Source organism: Pseudomonas sp. 18.1.10 (genome assembly GCF_024655625.1).
Taxonomy (GTDB): Bacteria; Pseudomonadota; Gammaproteobacteria; order Pseudomonadales; family Pseudomonadaceae; genus Aquipseudomonas.
In genome coordinates this window covers 1-6,552 of sequence record NZ_JANLGL010000270.1, presented here as the reverse complement: position 1 = coordinate 6,552, position 6,552 = coordinate 1, and the positions used below count along the sequence as shown (strand labels likewise).

6 protein-coding genes are annotated in these 6,552 nt (G+C 61.2%); all 6 read left to right on the top strand.

The window, feature by feature from the left end; all coding sequences use genetic code 11:
• A partial coding sequence (locus NUV89_RS26570) for a hypothetical protein (protein WP_257783656.1) occupies positions 1-195 on the top strand: 195 nt, incomplete at its 5' end.
• Positions 196-383: 188 nt separating this feature from the next.
• Entirely contained in the window at positions 384-2,054 is a 1,671-nt protein-coding gene (hutU, locus tag NUV89_RS26565; RefSeq protein ID WP_257783655.1) for a urocanate hydratase, read from the top strand.
• Positions 2,055-2,219: 165 nt separating this feature from the next.
• Positions 2,220-3,665 carry a cytosine permease gene (locus NUV89_RS26560; protein ID WP_257783654.1) on the top strand — a complete coding sequence of 482 codons (1,446 nt, stop codon included), beginning with the start codon at positions 2,220-2,222 and terminating at the stop codon, positions 3,663-3,665.
• A gap of 69 nt (positions 3,666-3,734) precedes the next feature.
• Positions 3,735-4,700, top strand: a complete 966-nt coding sequence (locus NUV89_RS26555; RefSeq protein ID WP_257783653.1) for an ABC transporter substrate-binding protein — start codon at positions 3,735-3,737, stop codon at positions 4,698-4,700.
• A gap of 72 nt (positions 4,701-4,772) precedes the next feature.
• The gene (locus tag NUV89_RS26550) at positions 4,773-5,624 is read left to right on the top strand and encodes a proline/glycine betaine ABC transporter permease (RefSeq protein ID WP_017738813.1); all 852 of its coding nucleotides are present in this window, start codon (positions 4,773-4,775) and stop codon (positions 5,622-5,624) included.
• A complete protein-coding gene (locus NUV89_RS26545; RefSeq protein WP_017738814.1) occupies positions 5,621-6,445 on the top strand; it encodes a glycine betaine/L-proline ABC transporter ATP-binding protein in 825 nt (274 codons plus the stop codon). The genes NUV89_RS26550 and NUV89_RS26545 overlap by 4 nt, the downstream gene beginning before the upstream one ends.
• The last annotated feature ends 107 nt before the right edge of the window (positions 6,446-6,552 follow it).

Here is a 6,552-nt window from a genome sequence, read left to right as displayed (position 1 = left end):
AGCGATAGCGGTGTATCAGTATCAGATGTACTGACTGACACACCGCTATCGCAGGCAAGCCAGCTCCCACATTTGTTTTGTGGTGTTCAGAAAATCTGTTTCCATATCGCGCACCACTTTGTTACCGAACGCCCCAGCATGGCGCAAAGTCATGTCGACACAACAAACATCCCCCGCGACAAAACTCCCCCGTAAGAAATTTCATCAAGCCCAGAAGCCTTAATCCCCAAGGCCTGCACGTCCTTTCCCGAAAAATCTCAACATCTCCCTCAGCAAGTTGGCCGCTTGATTGCATATGCTTGTATGTACAAGTAAAGATGTGTGCGTAAGAGTCCACATCGCACCAATCAAGTATGCGCATCGATCGCTGAGGAGTCTGAGTTGTGACCAAGCCTACTAAATACCGTGACGTAGAAATCCGCGCCGCCCACGGTAACAAGCTCACCGCCAAAAGCTGGCTGACTGAAGCGCCGCTGCGCATGCTGATGAACAACCTCGACCCACAAGTGGCCGAAAACCCGAAAGAACTGGTGGTGTACGGCGGTATCGGCCGCGCGGCGCGCAACTGGGAGTGCTACGACCAGATCGTCGAAAGCCTCACCAACCTGAATGACGACGAAACCCTGCTGGTGCAATCCGGCAAGCCGGTCGGCGTGTTCAAGACCCACAGCAACGCCCCGCGCGTACTGATCGCCAACTCCAACCTGGTGCCGCACTGGGCCAGCTGGGAACACTTCAACGAACTGGATGCCAAGGGCCTGGCCATGTACGGCCAGATGACCGCCGGCAGCTGGATCTATATCGGCAGCCAGGGCATCGTCCAGGGCACCTATGAAACCTTCGTCGAAGCCGGTCGCCAGCACTACGACAGCAATCTCAAAGGCCGTTGGGTACTCACCGCCGGTCTCGGCGGTATGGGCGGCGCGCAGCCACTGGCCGCGACCCTGGCCGGCGCATGCTCGCTGAACATTGAATGCCAGCAGGTCAGCATCGATTTCCGCCTGGCCAGCCGGTATGTCGATGAACAGGCCACCGATCTCGACGACGCCCTCGCGCGCATCGCCAAATACACCGGGGAAGGCAAAGCCATCTCCATCGCCCTGTTGGGTAACGCAGCAGAAATCCTGCCGGAACTGGTCAAGCGCGGCGTGCGTCCGGACATGGTCACCGACCAGACCAGCGCCCACGACCCGCTCAACGGCTACCTGCCCGCCGGCTGGACCTGGGACGAATACCGCGCCCGTGCCAAGACCGAGCCCGCCGCTGTAATCAAGGCCGCCAAGCAGTCGATGGCTGTGCACGTCAAAGCCATGCTGGATTTCCAGAAGCAAGGCATCCCGACCTTCGACTACGGTAACAACATCCGTCAGATGGCCCAGGAAGAAGGCGTGGAAAACGCCTTCGACTTCCCGGGTTTCGTCCCGGCCTACATCCGCCCCCTGTTCTGCCGTGGCATCGGCCCGTTCCGCTGGGCGGCGCTGTCCGGCGACCCGCAAGACATCTACAAGACCGACGCCAAAGTCAAAGAGCTGATCCCCGACGACGCCCACCTGCACAACTGGCTGGACATGGCCCGCGAGCGCATCAGCTTCCAGGGCCTGCCGGCGCGGATTTGCTGGGTTGGCCTGGGCCAGCGCGCTAAGCTCGGCCTGGCGTTCAACGAAATGGTGCGCAGCGGCGAGCTGTCGGCACCGGTCGTTATCGGTCGTGACCACCTCGACTCCGGCTCGGTCGCAAGCCCGAACCGTGAAACCGAAGCCATGCAGGACGGCTCCGACGCCGTGTCCGACTGGCCACTGCTCAACGCCTTGCTCAACACCGCCAGCGGCGCCACCTGGGTGTCGTTGCACCACGGTGGCGGCGTCGGCATGGGCTTCTCCCAGCACTCCGGCATGGTGATCGTCTGCGACGGCACCGACGAAGCGGCCGAGCGGATTGCCCGAGTACTGCACAACGACCCGGCGACTGGGGTGATGCGTCATGCCGATGCGGGTTACCAGATCGCTATCGACTGCGCCAAAGAGCAGGGCCTCAATCTCCCGATGATCAAGTAACGGCTGGCTCGGTTCCTGTGGGAGCTGGCTCGCCTGCGATGGCATCCCCTCGGTTTGACTGACAGACCGAGTCGCCCGCATCGCAGGCAAGCCAGCTCCCACAAAAGCCAGCTCTCACAGAAGCGCAATTTGTACGCTTAACAATCCACCAGAGGTTGAACCGACATGGCTGCAAATGACACCACCCCGTTGATCGAGAAACGTTCGATCGACTACATCCCGGAAGCGGAAAGACACGGTCGTCTATTGAGTCAGTTCACCCTGTGGATGGGCGCCAACCTGCAAATCACCGCGATTGTCACCGGGGCCCTGGCCGTGGTGCTGGGCGGTGATGTGTTCTGGTCGTTGATCGGCCTGTTTATCGGCCAACTGCTGGGCGGTGGGGTCATGGCGTTGCATGCGGCGCAAGGGCCCAAGCTGGGCTTGCCGCAGATGATCTCCAGCCGGGTGCAGTTTGGGGTGTATGGCGCGGCCATTCCGATCGTGCTGGTGTGCCTGATGTACCTCGGGTTCACCGCGACGGGCACGGTGTTGTCCGGCCAGGCGCTGGGCCAGTTGTTTGGCGTCAGCGACAGCGTCGGCATCCTGATCTTTGCCAGTGTCATCGTGCTGGTCACGGTGCTCGGTTACCGAGTGATTCACTTCATCGGCCGTGTCGCCAGCGTTATCGGGGTGATTGCCTTTGTGTACCTGTTCAGCCGTCTGATGAGCCAGACCGACGTGGGTGCGCTCCTGCAAATCCGTCACTTCAGCTGGAGCAGTTTCCTGCTGGCGGTGTCGCTGGCGGCGTCCTGGCAGATCGCCTTCGGCCCGTACGTGGCGGACTATTCGCGCTACCTGCCGAGCAGCACGTCGTCGGTGAAAACCTTCCTCGCGGCCGGCGCGGGTTCGGTGATCGGCGCCCAGGTGGCGATGGTCCTCGGCGTGTTTGCCGCGGCCATGTCCAACGGGCAATTCGCCGGTCACGAAGTGGCCTACATCGTCGGGTTGAGCGGTACGGGGGCCACCGCTGCGTTGCTGTATTTCAGCATCGCGTTTGGCAAGGTGACCATCTCCACGCTGAACTCCTACGGCAGCTTCATGTGCATCGCCACCATCGTCAGCGGCTTTCGTGGGCGCATGGAAGTCACGCGCCTGCAGCGCCTGGTATTCGTGCTGGCCATCGTCGGCACGGCGACCTTGATCGCGTTGCTCGGCCAGCACTCGTTCCTCGGTGCGTTCAAGTCGTTCATCTTGTTCCTGCTGGCGTTCTTCACGCCCTGGAGCGCGATCAACCTGGTGGACTACTACTGCATCACCCGCGACCGCTATGACGTGCCGGCGCTGGCCGATCCGAACGGCCGTTACGGCCGCTGGAACCTGCTGGGCATCAGCGTCTATGTGTTCGGCGTGCTGGTGCAGTTGCCGTTCATCTCCACCAAGTTCTACACCGGCCCCCTGGTGGCTGCGCTGGGCGATGTGGATATTTCCTGGATCATCGGCCTGGTACTACCCGCCGCGCTGTATTACCTGTGTGCGAAAAAATGGCACGGCAGCGTGCCCGCTCAACTGATCCTGCCAACAGAGCAGGGCGCTATACCAACAACAACCGGGCTGGCGACACAAGCCTGATGGGACGTGGACAGGGCAGGATGCCTACTGACTGCCGTAATCCATTTCAAGATTGGGAGCGTCACAACAATGAAAATGCATAAAACCTTGATGGCTACCTTGCTCTCTGCAGGTTTGCTGGCCAGCGCTGGCGCCCAGGCAGCCGGCTGGTGCGAGTCCGGCAAACCGGTGAAATTCGCCGGGCTGAACTGGGAAAGCGGCATGTTGCTTACCGATATCCTGCAAACCGTGCTGGAAAAAGGCTACGACTGCAAAACCGACAGCCTGCCAGGCAATTCCATCACCATGGAAAACGCCCTGAGCAGCAACGACATCCAGGTGTTCGCCGAAGAATGGGTAGGCCGCAGCGAAGTCTGGAACAAGGCCGAGAAGGCCGGCAAAGTCGTCGGCGTCGGCGCCCCGGTGGTGGGTGCCATCGAAGGCTGGTACGTACCGCGCTATGTGATCGAAGGCGACGCCAAGCGCAAGCTGGAAGCCAAGGCGCCGGACCTGAAAAGCATCGCCGACCTGGCCAAGTACGCCGCTGTGTTCAAGGACCAGGAAGAGCCGTCCAAAGGCCGTTTCTACAACTGCCCGGCCGGCTGGACCTGTGAGCTGGACAACAGCGAAATGCTCAAGAGCTACGGCTTGGAAAGTTCCTACACCAACTTCCGCCCAGGCACCGGCCCGGCGCTGGATGCGGCGGTGTTGTCGAGCTACAAGCGTGGCGAGCCGATCCTGTTCTACTACTGGTCGCCGACGCCGCTGATGGGCCAGGTCGATCTGGTCAAACTGGAAGAAAAAGCCGGTGTGGACAAGAGCGTGACCATCAAGGTCGGCTTGTCCAAGACCTTCCACGAGCAAGCCCCGGAACTGGTGGCCGTGCTGGAAAAGGTCAACCTGCCCATCGACCTGCTGAACCAGAACCTTGGGCGCATGGCCAAGGAGCGCATCGAATCGCCGAAACTGGCGAAGATCTTCCTCAAGGAACATCCTGAGGTCTGGCACGCCTGGGTAAGTGAAGACGCAGCCAAGAAAATCGACGCGGCCTTGTAGGTCAAGCGTGCCCGGCTACCCTGAAGGGTCGGCCGGGCGCCTGGCCACAACCCATTGGATCGAGAGCACGATATGTTTCCTGAGAGTTTTACGTTTTCCATCGCCGACTGGGTCAACGGTTGGGTGGACTCGCTGGTCACCAACTACGGCGATGTGTTCCGGCACATCTCCGACACCCTGTTGTGGGCCATCGTCAACCTGGAAGGGCTGCTGCGCGCGGCGCCCTGGTGGCTGATGCTGGCCATCGTTGGTGGCGTCGCCTGGCACGCCACGCGCAAGGTGCTGACCACGGCGGTGATCGTCGGTTTGTTGTTCCTGGTGGGCGCGGTCGGCCTGTGGGACAAGCTGATGCAGACGCTGGCCTTGATGATGGTCGCCACGGTGATCTCGGTGCTGATCGGCATCCCGCTGGGCATCCTCTCGGCGCGCAGTAATCGCCTGCGTTCGGTGCTGATGCCGCTGCTGGACATCATGCAAACCATGCCGAGCTTCGTGTACCTGATCCCGGTGCTGATGCTGTTTGGCCTGGGCAAGGTCCCGGCGATTTTCGCCACGGTGATCTACGCCGCGCCGCCGCTGATTCGCCTGACCGACTTAGGCATTCGCCAGGTGGACGGCGAAGTCATGGAAGCGATCAACGCCTTTGGCGCCAACCGCTGGCAGCAACTGTTCGGCGTGCAACTGCCGCTGGCGCTGCCAAGCATCATGGCCGGGATCAACCAGACCACCATGATGGCCCTGTCGATGGTGGTAATCGCCTCGATGATCGGTGCCCGTGGCTTGGGTGAAGACGTGTTGGTCGGCATCCAGACCCTCAACGTCGGGCGCGGCCTTGAAGCCGGCTTGGCGATCGTGATTCTTGCAGTGGTCATCGACCGCATAACCCAGGCCTATGGTCGTCCACGGCATGAGGCGAGCAAATGACTACTGTCAGCAAAATCGAAGTTAAAAACGTCTTCAAGATCTTCGGCTCCCGTTCCAAGGAAGCGCTGGCGCTGATCGGCCAGGGCAAGACCAAGGACCAGGTGCTGGCCGAGACCGGCTGTGTGGTCGGCGTGAACGACCTGTCCCTGAGCATCGGCACCGGTGAGATCTTTGTGATTATGGGCCTGTCGGGTTCCGGCAAATCCACCCTGGTACGCCACTTCAACCGCCTGATCGACCCCACCAGCGGCGCGATCCTGGTGGACGGCGAAGACATCCTGCAGCTGGACATGGAAGCCCTGCGCCAATTCCGTCGGCACAAGATCAGCATGGTGTTCCAGAGCTTTGGCCTGCTGCCCCACAAGAGCGTGCTCGACAACGTCGCCTACGGCCTCAAAGTGCGTGGCGAAAGCAAGCAGGTGTGCGCCGAGCGCGCCCTGCACTGGATCGAAACCGTGGGCCTCAAAGGCTACGAAAACAAGTACCCGCACCAACTCTCCGGCGGCATGCGCCAGCGCGTTGGCCTGGCCCGGGCGTTGGCGGCGGACACCGACATCATCCTCATGGACGAAGCGTTCAGCGCCCTCGACCCGCTGATCCGCGCCGAGATGCAGGACCAGTTGCTGGAGCTGCAAAAGACCCTGCACAAGACCATCGTATTCATCACTCATGACCTGGATGAAGCGGTGCGCATCGGCAACCGCATTGCGATCCTCAAGGACGGCAAGCTGATCCAGGTCGGCACGCCGCGCGAGATCCTGCATTCGCCGGCGGATGAATATGTGGACCGGTTTGTTCAGCGGCGGGCGGCGGTGGTCTGAGCCAAAAGGTGTGGTGCGGGTGCTGGCCCCTTCGCGAGCAAGCCCGCTCCCACATTTGGAATGCATTCCCCTGTGGGAGCGGGCTTGCCCGCGATGAGGCCAGTAAA

Excerpts from the sequence above, each read along its gene's own strand:
- NUV89_RS26550 (WP_017738813.1), top strand. The coding sequence starts at position 4,773 with ATGTTTCCTGAGAGTTTTACGTTTTCCATCGCCGACTGGGTCAACGGT.
- NUV89_RS26555 (WP_257783653.1), top strand. The coding sequence starts at position 3,735 with ATGAAAATGCATAAAACCTTGATGGCTACCTTGCTCTCTGCAGGTTTG.
- NUV89_RS26560 (WP_257783654.1), top strand. The coding sequence starts at position 2,220 with ATGGCTGCAAATGACACCACCCCGTTGATCGAGAAACGTTCGATCGAC.
- NUV89_RS26545 (WP_017738814.1), top strand. The coding sequence starts at position 5,621 with ATGACTACTGTCAGCAAAATCGAAGTTAAAAACGTCTTCAAGATCTTC.